Source organism: Salinivibrio sp. AR640, from assembly GCF_001995405.1.
Lineage (GTDB): Bacteria > Pseudomonadota > Gammaproteobacteria > Enterobacterales > Vibrionaceae > Salinivibrio > Salinivibrio costicola.
Window position 1 is genome coordinate 48,753 of the sequence record NZ_MUFD01000009.1, and the last position, 14,691, is coordinate 63,443.

A 14,691-nucleotide genomic window follows, 5' to 3' on the forward strand; every position below is an offset into this window, starting at 1 on the left:
CTGTGCCAAGAGTTAAGGTAAAGTAGGCGCATAACTAAAATTGCACCAGGCATGGTGATACTCGCACAGGAACCGCAATGATACCGGCAATACACCCACAGGCGGGCTTGTCGTCCGCCGTCGTTGATTTTCTTACCGCTTTGCAAGACGCGGGTTTTCAGGGCGATATCGAATCGACCTACGCAAGCCGTCTGGCGGTAGCGACGGATAACAGTGTGTACCAAGCACTGCCTCAAGCCGTTCTTTTCCCATCGTCGGTTGATGATCTGCGCATCATTGGTGAGACCGTTCAAGCCCCACCTTTCAGTGACATTAAGTTTTCGCCACGCGGCGGCGGCACAGGAACAAATGGTCAGTCACTGACCCAACATGTGGTGGTGGATATCTCCCGTCATATGAACCAGGTTTTAGAGGTCAACCCTGAACAAGGGTGGGTGCGTGTTCAAGCCGGGGTGATCAAAGATCAGCTCAATGATGTGTTGCGTCCGTATGGCTACTTTTTCTCGCCGGATTTATCGACCAGTAATCGCGCCACGATCGGTGGGATGATCAATACCGATGCATCGGGGCAGGGGTCGTTACGTTACGGCAAAACATCGGATCATGTGCTGGGCTTAAAAGCTGTATTGATTGATGGCAGTGTGTTGGAGACCCAACCGCTTAAGCCGGAGCCGCTCAAGCAAGCGATGGCGCGAGGTGATTTAGCCGGACGTGCTCTGGAAACCGTGTCGTCCGTATGTCGCGAACATCGTGATCTGATCACTGACACCTTTCCGCCACTCAACCGATTTTTGACTGGGTATGATCTTAAACATGTTTACGATCAAACCGTAACGGAGTTCGATATTGGCCGTGTGCTCTGTGGCGCCGAGGGGTCTTTAGCCTTCATCGCCGAAGCCAAGCTCAATATTACGCCCATTCCAAGTGTACGCACCTTGGTAAATATTAAATATGACAGCTTCGATTCAGCGTTGCGTAATGCGCCCATGATGGTAGAAGCTAAGGCGCTTTCAGTTGAAACCATTGATGCTAAAGTCCTTGATTTAGCGCGTAATGATATTGTGTGGCATACCGTCAGTGATCTGCTGGAGGATGTGCCGGGAAAGGTCATGCACGGCATTAATATGGTCGAGTTTGCTGGCAATGATGCCGATGATATTGAGGCACAAATTACGACCCTGTGTGAGCAACTCGATCGCTTGATAGCGAAACAGCAAAAAGGCGTGATTGGTTATCAGATCTGCCGTGATCTGGCGTCGATTAATAAAATCTATGCCATGCGCAAAAAATCGGTTGGATTACTGGGCGCGACGAAAGGCAAGGCCAAACCTGTTGCCTTCACCGAAGACACCTGTGTGCCACCAGAAAACTTGGCGGACTTTATCAGTGAGTTCCGCGCATTACTCGATAGCCATCATCTGCACTATGGCATGTTTGGCCATGTTGATGCAGGGGTATTGCATGTGCGCCCCGCGCTTGACTTGTGCGATCCCGAACAAGAGCGGGTGATGAAAACCATTTCTGATCAGGTCGTAGCACTGGTGGCGAAATACGGCGGATTGATGTGGGGCGAACATGGTAAAGGCTATCGCTCTGAGTACGGTCCTGCCTTTTTTGGTGAGACTCTGTTCAGGCAATTGCGTCGGGTAAAAGCGGCCTTTGATCCGCAAAACCGGATGAATCCTGGAAAAATTTGTACCCCGATTCACAGCGACGATGCTTTGGTGCAGGTCGATGATACCAAGCGCGGTTTTTATGACCGCCAGATCCCGGTTGAGGTCAGAGATAGCTTTAAAGGCGCGATGGAATGCAATGGCAACGGGTTGTGCTTTAACTATGATACGTCGTCACCCATGTGTCCGTCGATGAAAGTCAGTTATGACCGTCGACACTCACCTAAAGGCCGGGCAGGGATTGTGCGCGAGTGGTTACGTTTGCTCGCGGAGCAGGGCGTTGATCCGTTGGATGTCGAGCAAGCACTCATGACGCAATCTCCCTCAGTCCGTGAAATGATGGCGAAATTCGGGCGTTACTTTACCCGCCAAAAAGAGGCGGATGACTTTAGCCATGAGGTCATGGAAGCGATGAGTGGCTGCCTGGCGTGTAAAGCGTGCGCCAGTCAGTGTCCGATTAAAGTCGATGTTCCCAGCTTTCGTTCCCGGTTTATGCAGTTGTACTACAGCCGTTATCCGCGTCCGATTAAAGATCATCTGGTCGCAAATATTGAAAGCTTGCTGCCATTAATGGCTAAAGCGCCTAGGTTAGTCAATGCCGCAACCCAACCCCAGTGGGCACAAGGGTTAACAGCCAAACTCATTGGTTACACCGATACACCCGCTTTATCGGTGCCGACATTGGCCCAGGCATTGGCAGGCGATCATGCCCTCAAATTTGATCTCGAGTGGCTACAAGCCTTGTCCACGCAAGAGCGTGAAAACTATGTGTTGATCGTGCAAGACCCGTTTACCAGTTTTTATGAAGCGCCACTGATTCACGACTTGATCAAGTTGGTCCGTCGACTGGGAAAAGTGCCGATGCTGATTCCCTTTAAGCCCAACGGTAAAGCACAACACGTAAAAGGTTTTCTACGACGTTTTGCCCAAACCGCGCGTAATACCGCTGGCTTTTTAAATCAGCTAGCGGCGCTGAATATTCCGATGGTGGGTGTCGATCCTGCTTTAGTGCTGTGTTACCGCGATGAATATCAAGAGGCGCTGGGCCGTTATCGTGGTGATTTTAACGTCCTACTGAGCCATGAGTGGTTAACGAATGTGGTGCCTAGCCTACCAGCAAAGGCTGAGCATACGTCCGAGCCTTGGTACTTATTTGGTCATTGCACAGAAAAAACGCAGTTACCTCATGCAGAGCAACAGTGGGTTGATTTATTCGCCCATTTTGGCGCAGAGCTTAAACCCGTCTCTGTAGGATGCTGTGGCATGGCGGGTACCTATGGCCATGAAGCCGATAAGCGCGATACCTCAGAAGCCATCTATGATTTAAGTTGGTCACCTAAACTGGCTGACTTACCCAAAGAGCGGGTTGTCGCAACTGGGTATTCGTGCCGTAGCCAAGTGAAGCGATTTAGTGAGACACCGCTGTTGCATCCACTGCAGGTATTATTGCGACTTGCGCATACGCGCACTGATCTTGCGTGCTCTGGCAACGTATAAATTAAAGGATTGCACCTGTGGTTATTTCGCGTACAGTAAAATAAAGAGCTAAAAGCTAAGGCAAACAAATGCTTAAAACAGTTGTTATTATCTTGCTAGTTTTACTCGGTATTACCGCTGCGCAATACTTGGAAGAGAGCACGCAGAAAAAAATTGCTTGGGTCATTGGGGCCATTGCATGCGTGCTGGCATTGGGCGTCATCGTTATGGAGCTTATCCGTTAGCCAAGGCCGTAATCACCATCGCTTATATTGGCCTAACGCCGACACGTTATCGTAAACGCCCCATTGTTGGGGCGTTTTGCTTTCTATTTTCTGTTCTTTGTCTTTTGTCCTTGAGCCTTGAGCCGTATAGTGACGTTTGACTACAAATCTTAAGTCCGTTTATCTCGACGCTTGGCGTTGGAACCCGCTTGTTTATGTGTCTTCGGTTTGTGCCTGTTAGGCTGGCGGATATCGGGCTGCTTTGGATGCTTAGTGGCAAAGCGCTGAGTGCCGTGACGCCCTGAGCGACGCTGGCGACCTGTTGTCGCTGCGCTATCTTCTGTGGGGACTAAGCATTTCGGGCCGTTACCAATTAAATGTTTTTTACCCATCGAGACCAACGCCTCACGGATCAGTGGCCAGTTCGCCGGATCGTGATAACGCAATAAGGCTTTATGTAAGCGACGTTGGCGCTCTCCTTTAGCGACGGTCAGTGCTTCGCGTTTTTTATAACGTACCTTTTTGAGTGGATTGGTCTCTGAGTGATACATCGCTGTGGCGTTACACATTGGCGATGGGTAAAAGTTTTGCACTTGGTCGCACTCAAAGTCATTCTCTTTCAGCCAGCACGCCAGATGCACCATATCCTCGTCGGTACAGCCAGGATGAGCGGCAATAAAGTAGGGGATTAAATACTGCTTTTTCCCCGCTTCTTTACTGTATTTCTCAAACAAGGCTTTAAATCGATCGTACGCCCCCATGCCAGGCTTCATCATCAGATCGAGGGTGTTTTTCTCAGTGTGCTCGGGCGCGATTTTGAGGTATCCACCGACATGATGCGTGACCAGCTCTTTGACATATTCTGGAGATTCGATCGCGAGGTCGTAACGCACGCCTGATGCGATCAGCACCTTCTTAATCCCTTCGACTTGACGGGCTTTACGATAGAGATCGATGGTATGACGGTGATCGGTATTGAGCTTGTCACAAATTTTTGGGAAAACGCAGGACGGGCGACGACAGTTTCGCTCAGCTTTCGGATCGGCACAGCCTAAGCGATACATGTTGGCTGTCGGTCCACCTAAATCTGAAATGGTACCTGTAAAGCCGGGCACTTTATCGCGGATATCATTAAGCTCTTCAATGATCGACGCTTGCGAGCGATTTTGAATAATCCGGCCTTCATGCTCGGTAATTGAACAGAACGAACAGCCACCAAAACAGCCGCGCATGATATTCACCGACGTTTTAATCATATCGTAAGCCGGGATCTTAGCTTGGCCGTATTGCGGATGTGGCACGCGGGCGTAAGGTAAGCCAAAAACGTAATCCATTTCTTCTGTGGTCAGCGGCACCGGAGGGGGATTAATCCAAAGCAGTTGGTCACCATGCTGTTGCGCGAGCGCACGTGCAGAGTAGGGATTCGCCTCTAAATGCATCACTCGACTGGCATGCGCATATAAAATCCGGTCGTTTTTGAGTTTTTCAAACGAGGGTAAGCGAACAAAGGTGTTTTTGGCATCGTGGCGAGAAGGGCGAATACTAATCGGTTTCGCCGCGTCAGGTTCCGTTTTTTTGCTGGTCTCGCATTGGGTCTCAGTGGCATAAGGGTTAGGCATCGTCATTGCTTTACCCGGCTTATCGATGCGGGTTGAGTCTACTTCTGCCATTCCCTCAGGCGGTGACTTCATCATTACGGCTGTGCCCGCGATACGCGTCATATTGGCCAATGAATCTCCGCGTGACAAGCGGTGTGCAACGTCAATCAATGCACGTTCCGCGTTACCAAATAATAAGATATCGGCTTTTGCATCACACAACACAGAGCGACGAACTTTGTCTGACCAATAATCGTAGTGAGCCAGGCGGCGTAAACTTGCTTCAATGCCTCCGAGCACGATGGGTGTCTGTTTGTAAGCTTCTCGACAACGTTGAGAATACACCAAGACAGCACGATCAGGTCTTTTACCCCCCTCATTATTCGGGGTGTAAGCATCATCATGGCGCAGTTTACGATCCGCTGTGTAGCGATTGATCATCGAGTCCATGTTACCCGCGGTGACACCAAAAAACAGGTTAGGCTCACCGAGTGCCATAAAGTCTTCTTTAGTGTGCCAATTGGGTTGCGAAATGATCCCGACTCGAAAGCCTTGTGCTTCTAAGGTGCGTCCAATCACGGCCATACCAAAACTGGGGTGATCGACATAGGCATCGCCCGTGACAATGATGATGTCACAGCTGTCCCAACCAAGAATATCCATCTCTTCTCGGCTGGTTGGCAAAAAAGGCGCAGGCCCGAAGCAAGCAGCCCAGTAGGGGGTATAGTCGTATATAGCAGTCGGTGTCACGTCTTTGTCTCTTGGTCTGCCGCGCGTGTGAGCAAATGATTTGCAGTCATGCGCCAAAGCGGGCGATTAATTGGCCAGCGATTTTAGCGATATTCCTGCATAGAGTATAGGGGCAATATGTGATGTTCGGCATTGTGACGCACTAATAGCTGACAATGAAACTAACTTAACGTGAATCTATTTTATTACGCACATTGCCGTTGCTAGTATAGGGTCATCTGACTAAACGGTGAGGTTGTCATGATTGAGCTTGGCTCATCACGTTATCGGCTGACGGCATTTGCACTTGCGTTCGGCTCTTTTCTGATTTTTTGTAACCTTTACTTGTTCCAACCGATGTTGCCTGTGTTTGCGGCCAGTGATGGGATCAGTGAAACGCGTGCGAACTGGTTGCTTGCGGCGGCAACGCTAGGATTATCTTTTTCCTTGGTGCCTTGGGCGGTGCTCTCTGAACGTATTGGGCGTCGGCCTGTGATGCTGACCAGCTTATGGATGCTGCCGCTTGTTGGGCTTGCGATGGCGAGTACCTCATCATTTTGGATGATTGTTCTGCTGCGCGCGTTGATGGGCTTGTCACTGGGTGGATTTGCGGCGGTGGCGGTCGCTTACATGGCCGAAGAGTTTTCTCCCAAGGCGTTAGCGATCGCCGTGGGCAGTTACATCAGTGCTAATTCACTGGGTGGCATTTCTGGTCGCGTTGCTGGTGGTATAATGACCGATTGGTGGGGCTGGCATGGTGCGGTCCTCGCCATGGCGGCCTTCACACTGGCGGGAGTGATGATCGTGACAAAATTGCTGCCTCGTCAACGCTATTTCTCCCCAGGTAGAACATCGTTGCTCACCCATTCACGTGGGGTCTTGTCGCATTTACGTACGCCAAGTTTGTGGATAGCCATGCTTATTGGTGGGGTAAACTTTGCATTGTTTGTTAATTTATTTTCGGTCACCGCCTTTCGACTTGTAGCGCCTCCTTATCAGTTACCGGTAAGCTTGGTGTCATCGGTATTTGTTTGTTATCTCGCCGGTACGGTGACATCACGGCTCAGTGGCCGGTGGGTGCTCAAGTATGGTGCAATCAGAGGCATGGCCTTTGGCACCTTGGTGGCGATGCTAGGCGTATTAGTGACATTAAGTCATGATATACCTTGGATAGTGATTGGGTTGTTGGTGGTTAGCGGTGGGGCTTTTTTCACTCACTCTTTAGCTTATGGGTGGGTGAGCCGCCAAGCTGCACAAGGCAAAGCAACCGCAACGGCTTTGTATTTGGTACATTATTATGTCGGTGGCAGTCTTGGCGGCTTTTATCTCATCGCGGCTTGGCAGCATTATGCATGGTTCGGCGTGGTCATTGCCGCATTAGCGTTGGGACTGGTTTTATTAGGTTTGGTGTTTGGGTTATCCCGGGTGGTGAGTCGAAGCCGCGCTCGCAAAATACACCAGCAAACGGCGGCCCCATGAGCACGGCCTCGTATCATACTGAGCCATGAGCTTGCCGTACGATGGGCTTATGGCATGAACGCCGTCGACTCACCGTGCGGCTGATTTAAAGTGATGCTTCGGTCGGCATATCAATGTTGTCGCGGCTCACTGAATTTCGTGCATCAACACTGGTTTGATGACCCGGTTGGTAGGCACGAACACAATTTCGTCCTTCGGCTTTGGCTTGGTAAAGCGCACTGTCCGCTCGTTCAATCAATGATGAGAGTGTGTCACCGGGTTGAAAGGTGGAGATACCAATCGACGCGGTCACCTTGAGCGGCGTTCGGCTTTCATCAATTGGCACATCCATACTTTCGACTTCTTCGAGTAATCGGTTAGCGATTTGTGCCGTGACCTCACCACTGCATTTAGGTAAGAATACGATAAACTCTTCGCCACCAAAACGACCAAAGATGTCAGATTTTCTTAGTCGCTCTTGCACTGTACGGGTAAACGACTGTAAAACAACGTCGCCAGCGTAATGGCCCCATTTGTCATTAATGCGTTTAAATTTATCCAAATCAAGTAACAACACAGAAAAGGGAGAATGTCGTTCCTCGCTCACGGCGAGTGCGCGCATTGCCAGTTGAAGCAGCATTCGGCGATTATAGATCCCAGTGAGCGGATCGAGTGTCGCCTGGCGATAAAGGCGCAAAATCATATGTAATTGCGAAAGCTGTGACCAGACCACCATGAAGGCAATCACTGTCTGTAACCAGTATGAGGCAATATTGTCGGGACTGGTCATGGTGCCACCGAACGAATCCACCCAGAGATGGCAAGCTAATGTAATTGTCATTAACGATAAACTTTCGCGCATGGTGAGCGGAAAGATAGTGAGCATGACTATCTGAATGATCGGCAATAGCGTGTAGCTATAGGAAAACGCGGTGTTCTCCGTAGGGAAATGAAGGGTGTGGCTGGCAGAGAAATAAAAGGCGTTGGTGGCAATCACCATCGCGACGAGACCGAGTTTAGCCGATTTTAGATTGTTAGCTCGACTCACTGCATAACCAATCGTTATCAGCACCCCACCTAATAGCAAGCGTTGCAATGAGAGTTGGGCGGCGGCGGTAGTGTCCGATAGGAATAGAAAATCAGCGACAGACCAAGCGATCGTGAGCCCAGCCCAAACGTAACACAGTACACATAAGCGACTGCGCAGATAGGTACTACGCGTGTTATTAAAACTGTTGGCGTGTTTTTTTGCACTCCAAAGTTCAAAAAATGATATTTGGAGCTTATAAATAATGTGCCCTAAGGTCTCACTCATCATTGCACCCATTGTCCTTTCCGTTTGTGCAAAGGTTCCCGCTGCTCGCGCCACTTTGTTATTATCGCGTCGTGCGGTCATGTTGTTTTTATCTGTCATAAAGGTTGGTATAAGTGTACAAACATGCCAGTTTATTGGCGGTTTTGAGTCTGTTTCGTGCATTCAATGTGATCGATGGCGCTTTTTAATGTAATCAGTTCAATAGTTGACTCTTTTTTAATGCTTTATGTAAGGTAATTTTTGTTATGTACGTGTTACTTGTTCCCGCGATCGTGTCTGCTGTTTTGGGGGCACAACTCGTGTTGTCGTTAGCCCTTTTGAAGGGCGATATTTGCCCCGGCCAGCGAGGGCGTTTTCATCATGCTTTTTGGGTGCCGACTTTTGCTTGGTTGATCTTGGTTCCATCTAGTTTTTTCGCCATCTTACCCTTCTTAACGTTAGGGATATTTGCGTTTCGATCAAAAACGGGCAAAACACGTCGGTCAGGTCCCATTCCTTTGTTGTATGTCGCAAATTTATTGGGCGTTGTTACATGGATTACCATACTGATGGCTGAGAGTAGGCTACTGGTTGTCGCCGGGGTATTACAGCTGGTGTTACTTGGTGCAAGCTTGGGGCATGGTCTATTAGTGCGTGCGCGTTCACGTTTGCAGGCTTTTGACACGTTATTACCACTGGCAAGTGTGATGGCGTTTATGGGACTGATGGTGTTTGTCGCAAGCGTGGCGGCGTTAAGTCATTCAGATATCGCACCTAGCCAGATTAATGCGTTTGTTGCCGGGGCTGGGTTTGGCTTGTTGGCTCTCGCTGCGCAAATTTGGCACTTAATAAAGCGAATTAAGCCCACATTGTGGCGTATAAATGCAGGTGTCTTGTTTATGTTTGCAGCCGTTACTTGTCTCAACTCAGTTGTCATGGGGTAAATGTAGCCTGCATGCCAAGATAGTGTTAAAAAATTGATCGTTTATAGTCTTGCCCACTACGCTTACAAGATAAGTGGGTTATAACGCCCCCTCGTTTATCGCGTAGGTAACATGTTTATCGCGCAGCTAACATATTTATCGCGCAGCTAGCATATTTATTGCGTAGGTAATATAGGGTAAGGATAGTAATAATGCCTCGGCGTGCATGGAGTATCATCATCATAACGGCGCTTATTGGTGTAGGGTTTGCGGCATTCACGGCGCATCTACTCTATCAAAAAGAGCAAGAAGCCATTCGTAAAGAGCTGCACAAGGATGTTAATAATGCGGCAATGGCGCTCGCGCGCGAGGTCAACCTGGGTCTTGAACTGCTTTATGCGGTTAAGAATCACTTCGATGCTGGGCATCGCTTAAACGCCCGCAATTTTCAGCCTCTAACCTCTGGGGTATTAAAGCGTCATCCTAGTTTCAAATCGATCGAGTGGGCCGATATTGTCATGCATCATCAACGCCGGCATTACACACAAGGTATGACAGCGGCTCAGCCTGATCGAACAAGCTTCAATATTGTTGAACTCAACGATCAGAGCCAGTTAGTAACCGCCTCTCGCCGTGATATGTATTTTCCCCTTAGATTTACCTCAGGTAACAATCAATCAGACGCTGTGATGGGTTATGATTTGGGCTCAACACCCATCACACGCCAGGCACTTAAAACTAGCTTTAATACTGGTGTACCAGTGGCTACGCCTGCTACGACCATGGAACGGGCGTATGGTGATGTACGTGGCTTTTTGCTCATTATGCCGATCCTCGTCGATCCCGAACAACTAGCAGGGGATGATACCCAGGATTTGCGTGGATTTTTAGTGGCAGTGATCGATGTAGAAACCCTGGTCAATCTTGCGATAAAAACCGTGATCAATGACGGTATCAATTACACCCTAATTGATACCACCGATCCTAATCATCGCCAAGTGTTGCATACCCATCGTGTTGAACTGGCACAAATGAAGGATTCGCTGGCACAACAGCCCGCTGAACCCATTTTATTTGCCGGACGAGAGTGGGAGTTGGTGGGCTATCCCACAGTCAGTTACATGCAACAAAGACAAAGCTGGGTGCCAATGTGGACGTTTTTGATTGGTAGTGGCATCTTTTTTGTGATTTGTTATCTGTTCTATCGCCTGCAGGCACGGGCGTACAGTGTTCAAGTCCAAGTCGAGCAAAAAACGCATGCGCTCAAAGATGCGAATAGCCGATTAGAATCAATGACCAAATGTGATGGGTTGACGGGGTTATATAACCGAACCCAATTTGAACAAGCATTAGAGCGCGAAATCCAGCGCGCGGTCCGTGATGAAACACCCCTGAGCTTAATGCTGGTCGAAATCCAGCACCTATCTAACTACAACAGCCAATACGGTCGGGTTGCGGGTGATCAGTTGATCCGCCAAGTGGCACAAGCCATTGATGAGATGCTTAAACGACCAGGCGATCTCGTCTGTCGTTACACGGGAAGTCAATTTATTGCGATATTGCCTCGCACTGAGGGTGCTTCGCGATTAGGTGAAGAATGCGTCACCGCGGTTAAACGGCTTCAGATACCTTTTGAGGACGAATCGGAGAGTCGGGTTGCCGTGTTTGTAGGCGGCGTCACCGTGACTGAGCAAAAAGAAATGACGGCTTCAAGACTATGCGCTTATGGCGAAATAGGCTTGACGCGAGCGAAGGCTGATGTCGATAAAGGTTGGCATTGGATGGTGGTGTCGTGAAAAAGCGAGCGGTAACAAGTACCGCTCTCTAGGATAACTCATCGGCTTTTACGTTCACGAGCCGGTCTTTAAGATCAGGAATCGATCTTTGAGATATAGAGTTAATATTTCTCGCCCTTGTTGAAGCGTGAATTTACCGCTGGGCTCTTAAGCAACGGATCATCTGTCGCCTTGGATGAGTTAACTGGGGTAAAAACTAAGGTGTGCGCATCATTACTGAGTAACAATGTGTTATTGCGCACGCTAGCGTCGCTCCATTGACCCAACACTTGGCTCATGGTTTGTTCTAACGCCATTGCGTTTTCCGCGCAAGCCATTCTCGTACTGGCCATACGATCGATCTTGAAGCGATTGTTGTCGAGTTCCGCCTTACCAAAGTAACGGTTACAGCCGGTATAGCCGTTGACTTCCATATCCTTATTGACGTTTAACGTTGGGGATCCTTCCGCACTGATAGCCTGTTGATCAATCATGGTCAGTTGCCATTGCTGAGCAACGCCAGAGGTTGTGACCTCGTTTTTAGCATTGTTCGCATCATTGCTACTGCTACAGGCGGTGACGCCAGCAGCAAGCATGACCGCCATCAATACGTGTCTCTTCATAATGACTCCTTAGTCACTAACGGTGGGTGTTAATTCAAGCGTAGTTAACTTAATAACAAATATGCCAATAAAAAATTGGCTTTATGTCAAGATAATGTCTTTTTTGGTGGGAGATAAAAAAAGTCCCCGGTAGAGGGGACAAGATATACCATCGCGTGTTTATTATTATTGAAATAACCTCACTAGGGAGGTGTCTTTTGCCAGCATAATTGCTAAGCAGGAGAGTGCTGCGGTCGATTTGGATATCAACTTTCGACTGTGATTCGAATGCGTCAACGATACGATACAATCTGCAAACGATATCAAACAAAAATGACAGTTTGATTTCATTGATATGATGGTGTTTGAGATAGAGAAAGGGGTGTGATCTTAAGCAAGTTTGCATCTGGCCTAAGGTAAATCGAATGGATGTTCACGATGCTTGACAAAAATGAACTGCCGAGATTAGGCAATCCGACGCCAGCGGATAAATCCACAGTCTCCGCGAGGTGTATTTTTGGCATATTAACGTTATGCTTCTATTTAATGACAACACTGATCTGATAGCGACTACAGTGTGTAAGTAAAAGAACGGCTTAAGGCATACCTAAAAAGGAATCCATCATGGCATTAAGCGATGCTGCAAAAAAAGTTCAGGAAGCTCTGCTCGCGCGTGGGATCGAAACCCCAATGACAACAGCATCAAAGATGTCTTCTGAAGAACGAAAAGAAAAAATCGAGTTTCACATGCGTGAAATTCTGCAGTCGATCGACTTGGATCTTACCGATGATAGTTTGGCAGAAACACCAGCGCGTATTGCCAAAATGTATGTCGATGAGATTTTTTCCGGACTCGATTACTCACAGTTTCCCAAAGTAACCATGATTGATAATAAAATGGGATGTGATGAGATGGTTCGGGTAAAAGATATTTCTGTGACTAGCACCTGTGAGCATCACCTTGTAACCATTGACGGTCGTGCGACTGTGGCGTATCTGCCCGACAATAAAGTGGTTGGCTTGTCTAAGATTAATCGCATTGTACGATTTTTTGCCCAGCGTCCGCAGGTCCAGGAGCGGTTGACTCGTCAAATTTTAGTCGCGTTACAAACGCTGCTAGAGACCGACAATGTCGCGGTGCGTATCGAAGCGACACACTATTGCGTCAAATCACGCGGGGTGATGGACGCGAACAGTGAAACGACCACAACGGCGTTAGGGGGCCAGTTTAAGAAAAATGCAGCGACACGCGCTGAGTTCTTGCACGGTATCCAATAATAAAAGCGCCAGATGGCGCTTTTATTCGCACTGCTTAAGCTTTTATTTGTACTGCTTGGCTTTTATCCGCGCTGCTTAGCTAGTATGTGAAGCGCTCAGCGATTATTCGAACTGCCTAGCGATGTCATGGAACTGGCGTACTTTATCGCGAAGTTGGCTGCTTGCCTCTGAGACATCATTTACTTCATTGAGGTTCTGCTGAGAAACGGACTCAATGCTATGTATGTCGCGACTAATGTCAGTAAATGTCTCTAGTTGCGCTTGCGCGGAATGATGCGTCTCATTCGTTCTTCCCACCACATCTTCGATGGCCGTCGCAACAGCATGTAAGCTTGAAATACTGTTAGACGTGGTATCAACACACTGCTGTGTTTGTTCATGGCTTTCATGGATCTGAGTTTGCCAATGTGCAATCGTGTTGTGCATCTCTTGTATTGACGCTTGAATTTGTTCGGTTGCACTTTGAGTGCGGCTGGAAAGTGCACGCACTTCATCGGCGACAACGGCGAACCCGCGACCCTGCTCACCGGCTCGTGCTGCTTCAATGGCCGCGTTTAACGCGAGCAAATTGGTTTGCTCAGCAATGCCACTGATTTCACTCATCGATTCGGTCACGCGTTCAGCGGTAGCCGATAGCTGTTGGGTTGCCGTGAGCGAGTGTTCAGATTGCTGGGAAAGCGCTTTTAATTGTTCCCCGGTCTGTTGTAACCAGGATTCAGTTTCTTGGCTCTGCTGCTGCACAGACTGAAGCAGTTCAACGCTTTGTTGCGCATTGTCAGATACCTTATTCGCCGATTCCGAGGCATGGTCAATATTGCTAGCAATCGACGAAATCTGATCGCTTTGCTTGTTAATCGCATCGGAGACGCGTTTCGACAAGGCGCTTAATTCGTCCGAAAACTGGTTCAACGACAGAGAAGCATCGAGCATACGACCCAGAATGGTGCGAATTCGGGCATTAAGTAGCTTAACCTTATAATCAACGACCGAACTTAGCCCTGTGCCCGAATAAATATAGCGACTAATACTGTCGTAGTCCGTTTGAAAGCGGCGGCTAAGCGTAGGCAGGGTAAAAAGCTCATCGCGAAAAATCATCCCCAGTATCAATGGCATCGCAATGGCGCCGGCAATATCCCATCCGGAAATCACGCGATCAAAGATCAGGGAAATGGGCGCGGCGGCTAAACCGATTGCCATTAAACCCCGTTTTACGCCTGTGGGCAGGTCTGCAATCGAAAAGTGTTTAAGCGATTTCCCTGCTTTTTCTGCCGCACAGAGCTTTTGGTAAACCTGTGCCGCGCGATGCTTCACGGCGGGATCAGGCTTAACACGTACGGACTGATAGCCCATGACTTGTCCCCGATCATAAATCGGCGTAACATACGCATCGACCCAATAATAATCACCGTTTTTACAGCGGTTTTTGACAATTCCCCGCCACGGTTGATTGGCCTTAAGGTTACGCCACATATCCGCGAACGCCGCTTTCGGCATATCGGCATGACGAATAATATTATGGGGTGCCCCCGTCAGCTCATTGTCTTCATAACCCGCAATACGAATGAATTCCGGATTACAATAAGTAATGACGCCGCGCTTATCAGTGGTCGAGACGAGGCGTTCATCGTCACCAAATACAACTTCATTATTACTCATAGGGT

General features: G+C 48.7%; 10 protein-coding genes. 6 read left to right on the forward strand and 4 right to left on the reverse strand.

Features of this window, described 5'->3' with window-relative positions:
- Nucleotides 1–77 precede the first annotated feature (77 nt).
- Both ydiJ and BZG75_RS15315 read left to right on the forward strand, forming a co-directional pair.
- Nucleotides 78–3,170, forward strand: coding sequence for a D-2-hydroxyglutarate dehydrogenase YdiJ (ydiJ, locus tag BZG75_RS06700; RefSeq protein ID WP_077576537.1), 3,093 nt, complete (start codon nt 78–80; stop codon nt 3,168–3,170).
- A 68-nt stretch (nt 3,171–3,238) separates the two neighbouring features.
- The gene (locus tag BZG75_RS15315) at nt 3,239–3,394 is read left to right on the forward strand and encodes a hypothetical protein (RefSeq protein ID WP_021022780.1); all 156 of its coding nucleotides are present in this window, start codon (nt 3,239–3,241) and stop codon (nt 3,392–3,394) included.
- A 149-nt stretch (nt 3,395–3,543) separates the two neighbouring features.
- On the opposite strand, the gene BZG75_RS06705 is transcribed toward BZG75_RS15315, so the two are convergent.
- Entirely contained in the window at nt 3,544–5,634 is a 2,091-nt protein-coding gene (locus BZG75_RS06705) for a YgiQ family radical SAM protein (RefSeq protein ID WP_242413585.1), read from the reverse strand.
- Nucleotides 5,635–5,961: 327 nt separating this feature from the next.
- Here BZG75_RS06705 and BZG75_RS06710 point away from each other — a divergent pair, with 327 nt between their 5' ends.
- The gene (locus BZG75_RS06710; RefSeq protein ID WP_077461293.1) at nt 5,962–7,179 is read left to right on the forward strand and encodes an MFS transporter; all 1,218 of its coding nucleotides are present in this window, start codon (nt 5,962–5,964) and stop codon (nt 7,177–7,179) included.
- Between the two features lie 85 nt (nt 7,180–7,264).
- On the opposite strand, the gene BZG75_RS06715 is transcribed toward BZG75_RS06710, so the two are convergent.
- Nucleotides 7,265–8,572: a GGDEF domain-containing protein gene (locus BZG75_RS06715; protein ID WP_158009967.1), complete on the reverse strand. Its 1,308-nt coding sequence runs from the start codon at nt 8,570–8,572 to the stop codon at nt 7,265–7,267.
- Nucleotides 8,573–8,718: 146 nt separating this feature from the next.
- Here BZG75_RS06715 and BZG75_RS06720 point away from each other — a divergent pair, with 146 nt between their 5' ends.
- Nucleotides 8,719–9,396: a hypothetical protein gene (locus BZG75_RS06720; protein WP_077576539.1), complete on the forward strand. Its 678-nt coding sequence runs from the start codon at nt 8,719–8,721 to the stop codon at nt 9,394–9,396.
- Between the two features lie 191 nt (nt 9,397–9,587).
- On the forward strand, nt 9,588–11,171 hold the full coding sequence (locus BZG75_RS06725; RefSeq protein ID WP_077576540.1) for a CHASE domain-containing protein: 1,584 nt from the start codon (nt 9,588–9,590) through the stop codon (nt 11,169–11,171).
- Between the two features lie 101 nt (nt 11,172–11,272).
- Here the strand turns inward: BZG75_RS06725 and BZG75_RS06730 are convergent, their stop codons facing one another.
- Nucleotides 11,273–11,773: an META domain-containing protein gene (locus tag BZG75_RS06730; protein ID WP_021022786.1), complete on the reverse strand. Its 501-nt coding sequence runs from the start codon at nt 11,771–11,773 to the stop codon at nt 11,273–11,275.
- Between the two features lie 600 nt (nt 11,774–12,373).
- Here BZG75_RS06730 and folE point away from each other — a divergent pair.
- On the forward strand, nt 12,374–13,030 hold the full coding sequence (gene folE / locus BZG75_RS06735; RefSeq protein ID WP_033379171.1) for a GTP cyclohydrolase I FolE: 657 nt from the start codon (nt 12,374–12,376) through the stop codon (nt 13,028–13,030).
- 102 nt (nt 13,031–13,132) lie between these two features.
- Here the strand turns inward: folE and BZG75_RS06740 are convergent, their stop codons facing one another.
- On the reverse strand, nt 13,133–14,686 hold the full coding sequence (locus tag BZG75_RS06740; RefSeq protein WP_077461297.1) for a methyl-accepting chemotaxis protein: 1,554 nt from the start codon (nt 14,684–14,686) through the stop codon (nt 13,133–13,135).
- Between the last annotated feature and the right edge of the window lie 5 nt (nt 14,687–14,691).